The organism is Flavobacterium crocinum (assembly GCF_003122385.1).
In the GTDB taxonomy this organism is placed as follows: domain Bacteria; phylum Bacteroidota; class Bacteroidia; order Flavobacteriales; family Flavobacteriaceae; genus Flavobacterium; species Flavobacterium crocinum.
In genome coordinates, this window is record NZ_CP029255.1 from 1,906,918 (window position 1) to 1,919,968 (window position 13,051).

Sequence of the window (13,051 nt, forward strand, 5' to 3'; positions counted from 1 at the left end):
ATGGAAGATAATACTTTAGAGAAAAAATACAGTAAATTCATTATTGCCGTTTCAATTATAATTCCCGTTGTAGTTGCAATTTTGTTTGGGGTTAAATTAAAAGATTTTGGTTTTAATGTGGAGCCTTTATCGTTTTTGCCTCCAATTTATGCAACAACAAATGGTATTACTGCTGTGGTGTTGGTTTGGGCTGTTTTGGCGATTAAAAAAGGAAACCAAAAATTACACGAAAGATTAATGACTTTTGCTATTGCATTATCAGTTGCATTTTTGGTTATGTATGTAGCGTATCATATGACTTCAGATTCGACAAAATATGGAGGAGAGGGAGTATTGCGTTATGTGTATTTCTTTATTCTTGTAACACATATTTTATTGTCAATTGCAATTATTCCACTTGTTTTAATAACTTATGTTAGAGCGTTGGCTCAACGCTTTGACAGACACAGAAAAATAGCTAAAATCACTTTTCCTCTTTGGTTGTATGTTGCTGTAACAGGGGTAGTGGTTTACTTAATGATTTCACCATATTATGTACACTAATAGTAAAATACAAAAATCAAATTCCAATTTCCAAAATCTTATTATTCTAATTTGTGTTTTTTTAATTGGAATTTCAGCCAATGCACAATGTGCTATGTGCCGAGCGGCTTTATCTGGAGATTCTAATGTTAAAAAGGCAGAAGCGGTAAATGACGGAATTGTTTATTTAATGGTTATTCCGTATTTGCTCGTAGTAATAATAGGATATTTGATTTATCGAATGTATCAAAAGAAAAAAGCAGTGTAATTTTTTTACACTGTTTTTTTTGTTTATTTTCTTAGATATTTTTTTGCTCTTTCTTTAAAGAGTTCTGTTTTTTTTGAAGGAATTTTTATTGGTAGTGAAAGTATTTCCTGGGCTATTTCTCTTGCCTTTTCTTTTTGATTTGTTTTTAGATAGAGATCAAATAAATCCATTCTTGCATCAAACCTGTACGGTTCTACATTTTTATTGTAAATGTAAATTTTCTCCGCTTTTGCAAAGTTCCCCATTCTTTCAAAAAGCTTTGCCAGCTTTTTCCCCAAGCTCGGTTTTCCAGATTGTTTAAAACCGCTTGTCAAATAACCGATTCCCACATTCGTATAATTGTTTTTAAAAAAAATGATGCCTGCAATAAAAAGTTGTTCTCCATTTGCATCAATTTTTGAAACATAATTCTCTGTTTTTTTTAGACTAAAAACTTTTTCTTTATTATAAATCTCTTTCAATTTATATTCTGCATTTAATCTTAAAACAATAATGGTTGAGAATGTAACCAGGAAAATAAAAGAGATAAGTGTAAATAAATTATTTTGTTTTAGAGAAAAAACAGACTTGGTTTTTGTTTCGTTAATAATAAACACAGCGAAAACACAACCTAAAACCACAAATAATGGTAGAGGCAGAATCGTATTTGTAAAGGAAAAAATGATGATGCAAAGAACCACGGAACTACGTGTTTTTGTAGTGTTGCTATTTACTTTACTAAACAGCATTATAATAAAAATGAAAAAGACTGTAATCCACAGTATTCCTAATTCATAGCTTAATTCTAAAAAATCATTATTTGCGTTGTAAATATAACCTGCATTTCGCATCTCCTCCCAGGATCTTTCAACTGTAAAGTAATCTGCCTTTGCTAGATTATATCGTAACGAAAATGAATCAAAACCATAACCTGTAAAGAATCGATTTTCAAGCTGTGCTAATGATTGTTTGATAATAAAAAACCTTCCTGAAACTGACTCTGATTTAGATCTATTAATATTCCATACTACTGCAAGCAAACTAACCAGAATAGCAAAAGTATATAGAGCTTTCTTAAAAATGTTAGATTCTTTATTGCCTTTTTTAAAATTAATAATATTAAATAGGATCGCAATAAACAGCGCAGTGTATGCTCCTCTGCATTTGGTTAAATATAAGCTGTAAATCAAAATAACAAAGCAGATGTAAAATAGTATTTTGCTAAGTAGCGAATTATTCGATTTAATTAATTCAATCAAACTTAAAATGCCAATAGCAAGAAATAGCGCTAAATGGTTGGGAGAGTAAAATAATCCTGTGACCTGAAAGTATTCATTTGCAGATGATACTAATTGAATTTTTTGAAGTATTGCTATTACAGCATTCAGCATAGCCGCGAAAAATAGCAGCTGAAATACCGTTTTTGTGATTCCTAAAATGGTGTTTTTATCATGTAGAGATTGCCTTAAGATTATGTATAGCAACAAATAGGCGATTATATTCCAAACTTTTAAGTTAAAAACTTTTGCATTAGACAGATATATAAAATTCCATAACCCCATACAAAATAAGATAAATACACAAATATCAAATCTATTTATTATCCATTTCCTATTCCTTTCCTGAAACAAAAAGGCTAGGCTTCCTGCAGCGATAACAAACAGCCAGTAAATATATTTCCCATTTAAAAATGGCAGAGTGCCTAAACTGAATCTTATCATTAATGAGAACAGCAAAAGTGCTGCAAAAATAAAGAGTTGTTTTTTTTTCATTTTGCTGTAATTAAGTAACCTATTATTGCATAATTTTCAAATTTAACAATTTTAAATTCTTTTTCTTACATATTTTAACTATAATTGTCAGTCAATACTTATTTTTTTAGACAATGAAATTGTATCTGACATCTCTACTTTTAGTGTATTCTACTTTGTTTTCTCAATCGATTTCGGATTTAAGATTGAAAAAAAATAAGTTGGAAACGGCATTGTTTGAACGTTATAAATCTGAAATTGAAAAGAAAGAGGCTGCAAAGTTTCTAATTGATAATTTAGAAATTCATTATAGTGAAAACTATAACTGGATTGACAAGCAAAACAAAAAAGTTGATTTTAACGAATTAAACTATTCCGATTTTAAACGGGCGGAGCAGGTATTTAAAAAACTGCAAGATAGTGTCAAGCTAAAACCAAAAACATATCAGGTCAAAGATATTGATGTAATTACACCTGAATTTCTTATTAAAAATATTGACCAAGCTTTTCAGGTTTGGAAAAATAATCCTTGGTCGCATTCTTACAATTTTAAAACCTTTTGCGAATACATTCTTCCTTATAGAAGTTTAACAGAACCATTGGAAGATTGGAGAAGTGAATATTTGCAGTTGGTTGCTCAGGCATCATTGAAGGCAAAAAATGTGAACCAGCCTGTTGATGTAGCTACCCAAACTATTCTAGAACTCAAAAATTTCAGATTTTTGGACAGCCGCCCAGATCCAATTCCGTACTTAAGTCCTAAACAATTACTTTTTAGAAGAGAGGGTGCTTGCAACGATTTGGCAAATCTTACATTGCTTGCCTGTAGGTCTATGGGGCTTGCCGTTACATTTGACTTTACGCCAGAATACGGAGCCTCGTCAAAAAGGCATTTTTGGGATACTGTTATTGATGAAAATGGCAAACACATTCCGTTTAACGGAAATTGTTTCGGTAATCCACAAGGGCTTCCTTATGCCTATAATGCTACAGAAAAAAGACTGGCAAAAGTGTTCAGGAAAACTTTTTCGATTCAACAAAGTTCCCTTGCCGCAATAAAAGATACAGCAGTAATTCCTAATGGATTTTTAAGAGAAAAAAATATACTCGATGTGACAGAAGAATATGTTGCAACAGGTAAAATTAGTTATCCAATAAATCCGGAAAGCAAAAATACAACAGCTTATTTAAATGTTTTCAATCTTGCAAAATGGAGAGTAATCGATTGGGGACAGAAAAAAAGTAATACAATCGAATTTCAAAATTTAGGAAGCAATATAGTATATCTGCCAAGTTTTTACGATCCAGCATCAAAAAAGATGAGTTATGCAAAATATCCTGTACTTCTTGATAGTAATGCAAAACAGCAAATACTCAACCCTAATTACAATAAGACCTTTTCCTATAACCTAACAAGGGACAAAAACAAAAAAGGACCAGGACTTGATTTCAATTCGTTTGAAGTTTTTGAAAATGAAGTTTTTTCGCTTTATGTATGGGACAATGGCTGGAAAAAATTGGAAGAAGCTAAAGCAGAAAAAGATTTTATAAAGTTTTCTAAAATTCCAGACAATGGACTCTTTCTTACGCTCTGTCCTAAAAGCAATGGCTACGAACGCATTTTTAGAATAAACAGTAATACAAAACAAGTAGAATGGTATTAAAAAGAAACGCTCTTAAAAAATAAATGATGAAGACAAAATTATTTCAAACCCTGACAATACTTCTTTTTGTAAACGGAATAGTGGCACAAAATTATACGCAGCCCAAAAACGATACAAAAGAAAGATTCTATGAAAATGCAAAAAAAGCAGGAATGACAGAAACTAAGACAGAAGAGCTTTTAAAAATAATAGACGACAGAAACAAGGTTTTAAAAGATCTGGATACTAAAAAGAAACAGGCAGATGCCCCTTACAGTATTCAAGACCCTGGCACGCTTTATAACTTTAAAATTAATAGTGCCAGAACTTATTATGCAAAAAAAATAAGCACACTTCTAACCTATAAAGAATATGCTGAATTTACAGCTGACGATTATAAAAAAGAAGCAAATGAAAATGCAAAAATAGAATATGAGCAATTGATTAATAACAATACCACCTTAACAGAAAAACAAAGAAAGGAATTGTATTTATTGATCTATAACTATCATTTAAACCAGTTTTTAACAACGGCTTATTACAGTTTTGATAAAACCGAGCAGAAACCAAAACTAGGCATCTTGCGCTTCACTTTTGAAAAAGAGTTTAAGAAAAGATGTAAAGAGTATAATATAAAAATCCAAGCGCCGAGTGGAGAGAATACCAATGGTTTCGAATGGAACTAAAATGAACTAGACAAAAATCCAAAAACATACTAACTATATCATTAACCAATTAATTTAATACAGCGATGAAGAAAAAATTTACATTTATTTTTTTATGTACTGTTCTCTTTGCCTCGGCACAAATGAACTGTGAAGAAAAGCTTGAAAAAGCGAGGAAAATCCTGGACGACAAAAAACTGTATAAAAATTACGAAAGCCTGTTTCAGGATATGATTGTTTGTGCAGAAAATGGTGAACCATTGGCGCAGAACTATGCAGGTCTTATGTATGTATACGGTTTGGGCGTGGCAAAAGACGAATCTAAAGGTTTTGCTTATGTCGAAAAAGCGGCAAAAAGTGGCAATGCTGTAGGCGAGTACAATCTTGGGAAACTGTACAGTGAAGGGCGTGGCTGTACACTTGACATGAACAAAGCTGTTGAGTGGTACAAAAAAGCAATAAGCCAAAACAACCAGCGTGCAGCTTATAATTTAGGCTATATGTATCTAAAAGGTTTTGGCGTACCGCAAGACTACAGCCAAGCGGTATCATGGTTTCAGAAAAGTAATTATGCCATGGCAAAACACTGGTTGGGCGTTTGTTATTATTTAGGTTACGGTGTTTCCCAGAATACAGAAAAGGCATTAGAATACCTGTATGGAAACACAACGCCAAATAGTGTGGCCTTTTTAAAAAATATCGAAAACGAAAAACGTAGCAAGGTTTTAAGTCAAACAGAAAATGCGATTGATGAAGCCAATAAGGGCACTAAAAAAATTGAGTCTGAATTGATTGCTGAAAGCAGGGAAATTATAATTGCTGACGAAACACAAAACCAAAAAATAAAACCCAAAAACATATTGGGAGAATGGACAGGCCGTTACATAGAATACGATTGGTCTGGAACAACTCCATTACGAGTGTTGCCTATAAATATCAGTTTCAGCAAAAAGGATAAAGAAGCCTTAAAAACCCATATAGACTTTAACGGACAAACTTTTTACGAAACCGTATCGCTACAAGAAAATACATTGTTGGTGAACAATTTTAAATTTAAGCAGGAACAACTGTATGCACACGATTTTAAAAACGACAAATTAGAGTATGATGTTTTAGGAATGAGTCTAAGCCAGAAAAGTTATAACAATATACCTTACCTGCTTGTAGATGTAAATAGTTTTATAGATTATTGGAGAGAACCTGGTCCTCCAATTACTATGGTATTAAGACCCAAAAATACTCTTTCAGGTTTTGATGATGAAGCGCTATTGTTGGCACTGGCGTCGCAGAAAACAGATTTTATTAAAGTATATCCTGTACCTTTTAATGAGCAGCTTTATGTGGCTTTTGATCTTGCAGCACCTGCCAAAATAGATCTGAAACTAGTTAATACAGCCACTGCACAAACTGTAAAAACAGCCACAGCCAACCTAGAAGCAGGAACACAATCTTTTACTTTGGATACAAATAATCTGCCAATAGGAATTTATATAGTGCAGATACAAGAGAACCAAAAAGTACACACCAAAACCATTATAAAACAATAAGCCATGAGAGAATTTTTTAAGCGAAATAATATATTCTTCTTCTTATTCATTCTATTGTTTCTTTTTAGTAACAGAATGAGTGCCCAAAATAGTGAGACCGATGGTGGTTTTGACTGGGATGGGATGAACGAACTAGATAATCTAGATCTCTGGGCAGATAACGGAGGATATGACGATTCCTGGGATCACGCTTCGTTATATTGGGATACAGAACCAAATGACTACGGCTCAAATTACGACGATTATTATGAACCCTATGATTGGAGAGATAACAATAATAATCATAATGACCAAGATACTCGAAGAGACCAAGAGCCTGCTAAAGAGCCCGAATCAAAAATTGTTTTAACCAAAACAGTACTGCCTGGAGAAACCCATGTACAGGAAGTCAAGGTTATTAGGGATCCCGAAACCAGTGCAGAGAAAAAAGTAATAGACCTCACGGTTAATGGAGAAAAAGTAGGAACGATTACGTTTTCTGACCCTATAATAGATGTCAATGGAGTAGATATTTATTCTAAAATGACTATAGAAGTTTTTCCCGAATGTCCTATAGCCATAACGACTATTACATTTGACAGTCCAGAAACCTCAAGATACGATGATACGAAAGACAGCATCAACGGCAATCTAGAGAATGCTATAGTAAATTTGAGTTTGTACAAAGATTATGGTATTATCGATTTTACCTCGCCAATAAACGAAAAAGAAAATATTGTGATTACAGGAAGTACTGATGCTGTGCCAAATTATCTAAAAATAAAAAAAGACCCTTGCGCAGTAGCAAAAGAACTCAATGTTATAGGAGCCAATCCGGTCTTTAAAAAAGCGGTACAGGATATAAGGGATACGCCGGATTTTTATAAAAAGGAATATAGTATTCCTCTAGGTATAAATAACAGCTCACAGATTTACGCTGGAGAAATAAACTCAACAGGTACATTAACAGGAGTAGAAGTAAAACATTATTCTGTACAAAATTTTTTTCTAGATCTGCACAATCATCCTAGTTTATTTTCACATTCTCCAGGTGATATCTATAATAGAATTGTCTTAAGTAAAATGTACCCAAATTATAATGGAGGTATTGTTCTGACAGATACTGAAGTCTATGCGGCAGTAGTGACAGATTTAGCAGCAGCTCAAAATTTTGCATCGAAATATATAATTATATCAACATCTGATAACAAAATTTCTTATACTGAATCCGTACAAGAAGAAATTTCTTCTGCATGGAGTAAAATGGATACATATCTTACCGAAGGTCAAACAAAAGCAAAACAAATTGTATTGAGTAAATATAACGCTGGCATAACTTTTTTTAAACAAAATAATGAGGGAACCTTCTATCCGCTGATAACTAAACAAACTAAACAGCCTAATGGCCGAGTAACCTATTCATTAATTCCTTGTATATAATTTAAAATCATGAAAAATATAATAAAATTTTTTGTTGTCTCATATTTATTATTAATTAATGACGCAAATTCACAACAGATGGTTCAAAATATAAATGATGTTTATAAACTAAAAGAAAATAAAACTTTATTTATAGATAGGCCATTAAAGGACTTATTAAAAGAAATTAGACCCGAGATAAAAACGGCTCACGTATTTAATGAAGACTACTTTGTTTTCATCTTTAAATTTACAACAATAGAGCAACAAAGGCAAGATCAAGGTTCATTTTTAGAACGTGTTGCTCTCTTTGTTTATGTAAAAGATTCTATTCCATGGGGATGGAAAGAAAAGCCGAAAGGAACTGAATTAAATTGGACATCTGATGATGTCCAAAAATTTGGAAATTTTATTGTGACAAATGTAAGTGTAGTCTATCCAAAGCAAGATTAAACTGTATGAAAAATTTATTTAAAATTATCATTTTATGCCTACTTTTTTGTTATTCCAGTTATGCTCAACAATTAGTAGAAAATACGAAAGACATGTCTCTATTAAAAGAAAATGAGTTTCTATTTGTTAATAAACCTTTAAAAGATTTGTTGAAAGAGATTAGACCTGAAATTAAGACGGTTTTTGTTATTGATAGATACTTTTGTTTTAACTTCAGAACTTTAGACGAATTTAAAAAAGATGAAGGAAGTATAGATGATTCTGTTATGCTTTTTGTGTATGTAAAAGATTTTATTGAATGGAAATGGGAAAATCGTCCAAAAAATACAGAAACAGTTTGGAGCAAAGAAGATGTCGAAAAATATGGCGGATTGCAAGTTGCTCGTATAGAAATTATTAACGGTAAGGATTGATTTTGAAAATTTTCAAATGATCAAATTACCTTTTTGATTTATAATATGAAAACAATTATAAAACTTTTTACAATATTGTTTGCAATGCAAATGGTACACTCACAACAGTTAGTACAGAATATCGATGATATTAATAAGTTAAAAGAAAATGAAGCAATATTCATCAACAAGCCATTAAAAGATTTACTAAAAGAAATAAAACCAGAAATAAGAGGTGTTTTTGCACATAGTGATCCTTACTTTTTTAATTTTAAATTTATCACTAGAGAACAACGAATAAAGAAAGAAGGTAATAGAGTCTCTCTTTTTGTATATGTTCAAGATATGATTGATTGGAAATGGGAAAATAGACCAAAAGGCAAGGAAACAGTTTGGACTAAAGAAGATGCCGAGAAATACGGTAATATGATAGTTACTGGTATCAGTATTGTATATCCAAGAAATTAATAAAATACTTTTAATGTGTTAATTCTAGAGCCAGCTAAAATTGGCTCTGGAATTTTGGGAATAGTTTTTAATAAAATACAAGTGTTATCATTGGCTCAGCATATTGATAAAGTCATCTTAGACAGACCAATTAACATTATTAAAAATCAAACAATTTATGAAAAATTTTATTCTAATCTTCTTACCCTTTTTTATATTAAAAGGCTTCGGGCAAAATAGTATTGAAGTTCCCAAGCCATTCAAAGAAATAATTACGCCAAGAGCTGGGAGTGATGAATGGTATAAATTAAACAATGCTAACAATGAATTTCAAGTTTCAATTACAGACGGAAAACTAGAAGTCTCAAAATATAATGCCAGCAAATCATGTGAAATCAAAACTCAGGATGGCAAAATTATTGGAATAGATGTTGGGGAATGGGGAGGAATATTGTTTTTTGTACCAACAGAAAGTGCAAAAAAAAGTTTTGTTATAAAGGAGGGAAATATAAAATTTATATTCAGCTACAAGGATAAAATCTATTTCATTGAAGGACTTACGCATATGATTATTAGTGAAGGGGCTTTATTTGAGCTTGATATTTCAGGTCCTACTATCAGTTATAAAAGAATATTAGATTTTGATGACTCGCCAGAAGCCTTAACTATTTATCAGGATCAAATTTTTATTGCTGGGTATAAAAACTTTTATATTATCAACAATCTTAAAAAAGAAGTAATTTTTGAAAACACATTTTGGAGTTCTTTATATCCAAACTCAATTGCAGTATTTAATAACGAAAATGTTTTTGTTGGAATGAGAGGTGGAATCGTAAAACTTGATCTTACTAAAAAAAGTTTAAACTTTTATAAAAACGATTAGAGGAAAAATGCCTCTTCGGCTAAAATAATGGAATTCTAATGAAATACAAGCATAAACATTAAAATACTATTTTTTATGAAAAAATTTATTGTATTCTTCTTGTCCTTCTTTATGTTAAAAAGTTTTGGGCAAAATAGTATTGACGTTCCCAAGGCATTCGAAAAAACAATTCCGCCAAAAGCCTGGAGCGTTGAGTGGGATAAGTTACACAGTTCAAAAAATGAATTTAAAGTTTCAATTATAGACAAAAAACTAGAAGTTTCAAAATATAAGGAAAGCAAAATATGTGAAATCAAAACTCCAGATGGCAAATTTGTTGGAATAAATTTTGCCGAATGGGCAGGAAAACTGCTTTTTGTACCCGCAGAAAGTGAAAACAAAGTTTTTACAATAAAGGATGGAGACATAAAATTTATATTTAGCTATAAAGATAAACTCTATTTTATTGAAGGAATCTCAGTTATGCATAATAGTCCAGGTGCTTTGTATGAAATTGACACTTCAGGTGCTGCTATTAGTTATAAAAAAATATTAGATTTTGATGATGTGCCTAAAGCCTTTACTATTTATCAGAATCAAATTTTCGTTGCTGGGTATAAAAACTTTTATATTATCAACAATCTTAAAAAAGAAGTAATTTTTGAAAACACATTTTGGAGCTCTTTAGATCCAAATTCAATTGTGGCATTCAACTATGAAAATGTTTTTGTTGGAATAAGAGGAGGAATCGTAAAACTTAATCTAAATAAAAAAAGCATAAAGTTTTACTCATTAAAACAAGTTTAGTAGACTTGTTAAAGACACGATGTAAATTATCAGGAAATAATCTGAGTTTAAAATAATATTTCTTCTTTATGGACAATATGGATTCTATTTTTAAAAAAATGATTTTTTTCTTCTTCTTTTTAACAGTTTTAAGCTGTAAGAATGAAGAGAAACCACAGATAAAAAAGATTGATTTAGTTTCTGAAGGAAGAAGTTTAATCAGGCAATATAGTAACGTGCTAATTGATTCAGTGGAACAATTTGATGTAAGGCCAGAGCATGAAAAAAATGATGCGCCAAAAATAACAATTGGTTTAATTGATTCTATACCTAAGCGAAATGAAAAATTAAATCTAGGAACAACAAACGGGCATACATTTGTTTCATTTAAGTTAGAAAAGGAAGATTTAATTAATTTTAAATCTCCATACAAGCTTAATTTGGTGAAGGAAAATAATAATGATGTTAATATAGTGTTTGTAACTATTTTAGAGTTAAGTATAAACGGCGAAAAAGCTTATGTTGCAGTCAAAAAAGTCAGGGGAATAGGTATGGTAGAAGATACTTATTATTTTAAAAAAGAAAATGGCAAATGGATTTTTTTAAGAAAAGGGTTATCAACTATTGGATAGATGAAATTCAGAATAGTCACGAAAATTGGGTTTTTATTAGTAAACAACAAACAAGTATGGGATAGCTTTTAATGTATAACTTTTGCTTTACATTGTAATAAAACGGAGTATTGTTCCTAAAATTATAAAAAAGCCACTAAAATCATTTGAATTTTAGTGGCTTTTGGGTTTTTCAAAATAGTTGTAATTACTTCAATCCGTTGACCGAAACATTAACCGTTCCGTTTATCTTTATAAAAGCGATAATTGCTTGATTGGTGAGTTGGATTTTGTCAAACTGAATATCTTCCATTTTACCATTTACAAATACACCTGGCATTGGCGAATAATTTTTAAGATAACCTGCCATGTTTTTTTTGCCTTCATCCAAATTAGGCTGAATAGAATAGCGACAGCTTTCTTCCATTTTTCTCAAAATGTATCCTTGTCCGAGCCAGCTTGCAGTTCGCATCAACTTGCTTTTAGTATCTAATACATAATCTAATTTCTCAAAGTAAATTTCTTTTGTCTGAGGATTGTATGATGGAAAACCATTCAAATAAAGTGTTCCGTTGATAGATCCTAAAACATCTAACGCGATAACCATTTTGCCATCTTTATGCCATATAGAAACATTTTTTACGGTTATTTTTTTACTTCCTGAACCAAATTCCTGACCGGCAAAATTCTTGGTCATAATTTTCGAAGCGTCAACATAACTCGAGATTGCAGCAATATTAGCCGAAATCTGATTCGGAATCTTGGCAACCGGTTTTAATACAATTTTATTTGCATTAAACTTTGAATCAGGCTGTTTACCTACAATGGTTTCCATATTGCATTTCATGCCCATATCAAGCAAAAACGAATCATTTTTAAGTTTGGCATTTGTAGAGTAGATTTCGATAGGAACAATTCGAAGCCAACTTTCATAAGTATCACTCATTTGGAATGGTGTACATATTTTTTCAACTGCCTGAAGTACATTTGGTTTAAAATCCATAGATTTCTCAATAGCTTCATCAATTGTTTTTTCCAATTTGCCTTTAAAAATAGAAATAGCCGGATTTATTAAATAAGTAATCGGCATATTTTTACCAAAAACGTTCATAGTTGGGCTTTCGCTCCAGTCAATCGATTTGAATTCGGTTTTTGTGGTAAGTTTCCAGTTTGTTAAAGCAGTTTCACTGGATAATGTTATGGTTCCGTTTAGATTAAATTCTCTAACGTCGTACAATTCTACACCTAGTTTTTTAGTACCAATGCGATACTTAATATTCGCTTTAAGCGGTAAAATTGTTTTTATTCTTTTGTCCGGATTTGCCGGATCGTTCTGGATTTTGATTGGACCTTGTTTCCATATTTTCATTTCAATATCATCGTCTTCAATGTTATTGTCTTCATAAATTAAACCATTTAATAGGGCGTTTGTCTGATTTTCGATATCGCTTAATTTTATGGTAATTGGTAAATTGATAAAGGAAGGACTGCTGTCGTAAACCAAAGGAGTTGCATCGTCTGGTTCCGGTTTTAAAGTTTCTAATTTTTGAGCAGTAGAACAGCCTGTTAGTATAGCAAGTGCTGTAAATATTGAAATAATAGAAGTAAGCTTCATTAAGGTAGGTTTTAAAAACGTAGTAAAATTACGAAAACAATCATATTTTATTAAAAAAGTGTAACAATTACTAAATATGGAAGTCTAATACAAAATAGGTAACAAAATTATT

14 protein-coding genes are annotated in these 13,051 nt (G+C 31.3%); 12 read left to right on the forward strand and 2 right to left on the reverse strand.

The window, feature by feature from the left end; all coding sequences use genetic code 11:
* Both HYN56_RS08690 and HYN56_RS08695 read left to right on the forward strand, forming a co-directional pair.
* Positions 1-543, forward strand: a complete 543-nt coding sequence (locus HYN56_RS08690; RefSeq protein ID WP_109191814.1) for a DUF420 domain-containing protein — start codon at positions 1-3, stop codon at positions 541-543.
* Entirely contained in the window at positions 533-790 is a 258-nt protein-coding gene (locus tag HYN56_RS08695) for a hypothetical protein (RefSeq protein WP_109191815.1), read from the forward strand. Before HYN56_RS08690 ends, HYN56_RS08695 begins: the two co-directional genes overlap by 11 nt.
* 23 nt (positions 791-813) lie before the next feature.
* On the opposite strand, the gene HYN56_RS08700 is transcribed toward HYN56_RS08695, so the two are convergent.
* Positions 814-2,541, reverse strand: a complete 1,728-nt coding sequence (locus HYN56_RS08700) for an O-antigen ligase family protein (RefSeq protein ID WP_109191816.1) — start codon at positions 2,539-2,541, stop codon at positions 814-816.
* Positions 2,542-2,654: 113 nt separating this feature from the next.
* Here HYN56_RS08700 and HYN56_RS08705 point away from each other — a divergent pair, with 113 nt between their 5' ends.
* The 10 genes from HYN56_RS08705 (at position 2,655) to HYN56_RS08750 (ending at position 11,345) form a co-directional block, all read left to right on the forward strand.
* Positions 2,655-4,184 carry a transglutaminase-like domain-containing protein gene (locus tag HYN56_RS08705; protein WP_109191817.1) on the forward strand — a complete coding sequence of 510 codons (1,530 nt, stop codon included), beginning with the start codon at positions 2,655-2,657 and terminating at the stop codon, positions 4,182-4,184.
* Between the two features lie 26 nt (positions 4,185-4,210).
* Complete coding sequence (locus tag HYN56_RS08710; protein ID WP_109191818.1) at positions 4,211-4,849, forward strand: hypothetical protein; 639 nt, start codon at positions 4,211-4,213, stop codon at positions 4,847-4,849.
* Positions 4,850-4,914: 65 nt separating this feature from the next.
* Positions 4,915-6,375, forward strand: a complete 1,461-nt coding sequence (locus HYN56_RS08715; protein WP_109191819.1) for a T9SS type A sorting domain-containing protein — start codon at positions 4,915-4,917, stop codon at positions 6,373-6,375.
* A gap of 3 nt (positions 6,376-6,378) precedes the next feature.
* Positions 6,379-7,794: a hypothetical protein gene (locus HYN56_RS08720; RefSeq protein WP_146194578.1), complete on the forward strand. Its 1,416-nt coding sequence runs from the start codon at positions 6,379-6,381 to the stop codon at positions 7,792-7,794.
* A 9-nt stretch (positions 7,795-7,803) separates the two neighbouring features.
* Positions 7,804-8,226, forward strand: a complete 423-nt coding sequence (locus HYN56_RS08725) for a hypothetical protein (RefSeq protein WP_109191821.1) — start codon at positions 7,804-7,806, stop codon at positions 8,224-8,226.
* 5 nt (positions 8,227-8,231) lie between these two features.
* Entirely contained in the window at positions 8,232-8,639 is a 408-nt protein-coding gene (locus tag HYN56_RS08730) for a hypothetical protein (RefSeq protein WP_109191822.1), read from the forward strand.
* Positions 8,640-8,684: 45 nt separating this feature from the next.
* Positions 8,685-9,086, forward strand: a complete 402-nt coding sequence (locus HYN56_RS08735; protein ID WP_109191823.1) for a hypothetical protein — start codon at positions 8,685-8,687, stop codon at positions 9,084-9,086.
* A 157-nt stretch (positions 9,087-9,243) separates the two neighbouring features.
* Complete coding sequence (locus HYN56_RS08740; RefSeq protein ID WP_109191824.1) at positions 9,244-9,948, forward strand: hypothetical protein; 705 nt, start codon at positions 9,244-9,246, stop codon at positions 9,946-9,948.
* A 75-nt stretch (positions 9,949-10,023) separates the two neighbouring features.
* Positions 10,024-10,734 carry a hypothetical protein gene (locus HYN56_RS08745; RefSeq protein WP_146194579.1) on the forward strand — a complete coding sequence of 237 codons (711 nt, stop codon included), beginning with the start codon at positions 10,024-10,026 and terminating at the stop codon, positions 10,732-10,734.
* Positions 10,735-10,802: 68 nt separating this feature from the next.
* Complete coding sequence (locus HYN56_RS08750) at positions 10,803-11,345, forward strand: hypothetical protein (protein WP_109191826.1); 543 nt, start codon at positions 10,803-10,805, stop codon at positions 11,343-11,345.
* Between the two features lie 187 nt (positions 11,346-11,532).
* Here HYN56_RS08750 and HYN56_RS08755 read toward each other — a convergent pair whose 3' ends face one another.
* Positions 11,533-12,939 (reverse strand): DUF4403 family protein, encoded by a 1,407-nt coding sequence (locus HYN56_RS08755; protein WP_109191827.1) that lies wholly within the window; start codon positions 12,937-12,939, stop codon positions 11,533-11,535.
* Positions 12,940-13,051: the final 112 nt, after the last annotated feature.